We start from the raw sequence: 3,130 nt of genomic DNA, 5'->3' as shown, positions 1-3,130 counted from the left end.
CGGCTCGAACCGCAGCTCGCGGTCACCCTCGCCGGCGAGCGACCGGCGCGCGGCGTCGGCGATGTCGCGCGCATCCGACAGCACGTCGGACAGCACGGCGACGGCCTCGCGGTGCACCCACGCGATCGATGTCCCGGGCAGGATGTCGTGGAACTCGTGCAACAGCACGGCCTGCCACAGCCGGTCGAGCTCCGCCTGCGGGTACTCGGCACCGGTGCGCACGGCATCGGTGGCGGCCCACAGCTCTGCTTCGATCAGAGCATGCTCGGCCCAGCGGTGCAGGGCCTTCGTGGCGTGCTGGCTGGTGAGCGTGCCGCGGTGCAGTTCGAGGTAGAGCTCGCCGACCCACACCGCCGGGTTCGGCAGCTCGGCCTTGGCGGCGTCGAAGAACACGTCGGGGTGCTCCCATACGACCTGCGCGCTGCCCTCGAGGTCGCGCAGACGCTCGGCCTTGCCGGTCATCTCACGGGTCGTGCCGCCGCCGCCGTCGCCCCAGCCGACCGGAGCGATCGACCGCGAGCTGAGGCGGTTCTCCTTGAACTGACGGGAGGCCTTCGCCACCTCCATACCGCTCAGCTGCGAGTTGTAGGTGTCCATCGACGGGAAGTGCGTGAACACCTGCGAGCCGTCGATGCCCTCCCAGAGGAAGGAGTGGTGCGGGAACACGTTCTGCTGGTTCCACGAGATCTTCTGCGTGAAGAACCACTCGAACCCGGCACGGCGCATCAGCTGCGGAAGGGCCGGCGAATAGCCGAAGCTGTCCGGCAGCCACACGCCCTTCGAGCGGATGCCGAACTCGCGCTCGAAGAAGCGCTGCCCGTGCGAGAACTGCCGCACGAGCGACTCTCCCGTCGGCATGACGGTGTCGGACTCCACCCACATGCCGCCCAGCGGCAGGAAGCGTCCGGCGGCGACCGCAGCCTTGACCCGCTCCCACACCTCGGGGCGGTGCTCCTTGATCCAGGCGTACTGCTGCGCGCTCGACATCCCGTACTGGAACTCGGGCTGCTCCTCGATGAGCGTGGTCATGGACGAGGTCGTGCGCGCGACCTTGCGGATCGTCTCGCGCACCGGCCACAGCCAGGCCGAGTCGATGTGCGCGTGACCGACGGCCGAGATGCGGTGCGCGCTCGCCTCTGCGGGAGCGGCCAGCACATCGGCGAGGCGGGCGCGGGCGTCGGAGGCGGTCTCCACGATGTGCTGCAGGTCGAGCACGTCGAGCGCGTCGTCCATGGCCTGCAGGATGCGCATGCGGCGCGGCGACGTGGCAGGGAGCTCCGCCTGCAGCTCGAACAGCACCTCGAGGTCGAGGGACAGGTCGAACACCTCGGGCTCGAACACCGCCAGGTCCATCCGGCGGGCGCGGTAGAGCGGCTCCTTCGAGGACGTGAGGATGTCGCCCTCCTGCGTCGGCAGGAAGGGGTGGTAGTCCAGCAGCACCGGGTTGGACGCCGCCTCGAGGTACAGCTCGATGGGTTCGTCACCCGCGGCGGTCTCGGCGATCGGCACCCACTGGTTGCGCGGGTTGATGCTCTTGATCGGCGTGCCGTCCGGACGATAAGCCAGGGCCTCGCACTGGAAGCCGGTCATGTTCACGTCGAAGCCGAGGTCGATGAGCGCCTCGACCCGGCGGCCCGCCCACTCTGCCGGGACGCGTCCGGTGAGCTTGAACCAGGTGGTGCCCCAGGCGGGCCCCCACGGCGCCCCGACGACGCCTGGCGCGTAGTCGAGGGCGAGCCCCTCGGCGGGGGCGATGGGCTCGCCGGGCAGCTCGTGGATCTCGACGCCGAGCGGCACGGAGGCCGAGTGGATCGCCGGGCGGATGCGCTCCTCGAGAACGCGCTTGACGCGGCCGACGGTGAGCGAGGTGTCGTCATGCATGAGTGGGTCTCCGGGCTCGACGGTGAGGGCTGATTCGGGTCTGCGGTGATGCGCTGTGACTGAATGCTATCTGTTGTACTAAAGCGATCTAGTGCACGAGTCTAGGGCACGATCCGGCTTCTTTCCCGAGGCTAAACCGATCAAGTAGGGTGAGGGACTATGAGTCCGGCGAAACGCGTCACGATCGCCGATATCGCGCGCATGGCTGGCGTGTCCCCCGGTGCCGTCTCCTTCGCCCTCAACGGGCGCCCCGGCGTGAGCGAGGAGACCAGGCACCGCATCCTCGCGATCGTCGAGGAGAACGGCTGGCAGCCGAGCTCCGCGGCGCGCGCACTGGTCGGCGCGCGCGCCAACACGGTGGGCTTCGCCCTCGCCCGCCCCGCTCGTTCCCTGGGCTCCGAGGCCTTCTTCACCGACCTCATCGCCGGCATCGAATCGCGTCTGTCGGAGAGCAAGGTGAGCCTGCAGCTGCGACTCGTCGCCGATGTCGCGGAGGAGATGGAGGTGCACCGGCAGTGGCGCTCCTCCAATCAGGTCGACGGGTTCATCTTCATCGACCCCCGCGAAGACGATCCCAGGGTCGGGCGCATCGAAGCCCTCGACGCCCGCGCCGTGATGATCGGGTCGGAGCCCTCCCCCGAGGGTTCGGTGCCCAGCGTCTGGATCGGCGACGACACCGTGGCCGAGACGCTCTTCTCCTACCTGTCCGCGCTCGGACACACCCGCATCGCCTACGTCGCTGGGCCTGCCGAGCTCGAGCACACGCGACTGCGGGCCCAGGTGCTCGAGGGCATGACCGCCGACGGCCTCGAGGGCGAGGTCATCACCACCGACTTCTCACCCGCACGCGCCTCCGCGGTGACGCGGACACTGCTGTCGGGGCGACAGCGCCCGACGGCCATCGTCTACGACAACGACGTGATGGCGGTCGCAGGTCTCCGTGTGGCCCAGGAGATGGGCCGCGCCGTCCCTCGCGATGTCTCCCTCGCCTCTTTCGACGACTCGGTCATCGCCGGGCTCATCAATCCGTCGATCACGGCGATGACCCGCGACACCTTCGAACTCGGAGAGCGTGCCGCCACCCTGCTGCTGCAGCAGATCGAGGCGGGAGCGAATCTGCCGAGCGTCGAGGGCCCGACTCCCGTGCTCACGGCGCGCGAGAGCACGGCTCCGCCCGCTCGCACGGGCTGAGCACTCGCACGGGCTGAGACGAACGCCCGACCCGGATCAGCCGGGAACGACCGTGTTC

At 69.4% G+C, this 3,130-nt stretch carries 2 protein-coding genes; one reads left to right on the top strand and one right to left on the bottom strand.

The window, feature by feature from the left end; genetic code table 11:
* Positions 1–1,881: alpha-mannosidase (locus DSP71_RS07525; protein WP_147251237.1), on the bottom strand; the 1,881-nt coding region annotated here is incomplete at its 3' end.
* A gap of 159 nt (positions 1,882–2,040) precedes the next feature.
* On the opposite strand from DSP71_RS07525, the gene DSP71_RS07520 reads away from it, so the two are divergent.
* Positions 2,041–3,072 (top strand): LacI family DNA-binding transcriptional regulator, encoded by a 1,032-nt coding sequence (locus tag DSP71_RS07520; protein ID WP_113680771.1) that lies wholly within the window; start codon positions 2,041–2,043, stop codon positions 3,070–3,072.
* The last annotated feature ends 58 nt before the right edge of the window (positions 3,073–3,130 follow it).

This window comes from Microbacterium sp. H6, assembly GCF_003314775.1.
GTDB classification, from domain to species: domain Bacteria; phylum Actinomycetota; class Actinomycetes; order Actinomycetales; family Microbacteriaceae; genus Microbacterium; species Microbacterium oxydans.
Note: the sequence above shows the minus strand (reverse complement) of the source record. Positions and strands in the feature narration are given on the sequence as shown.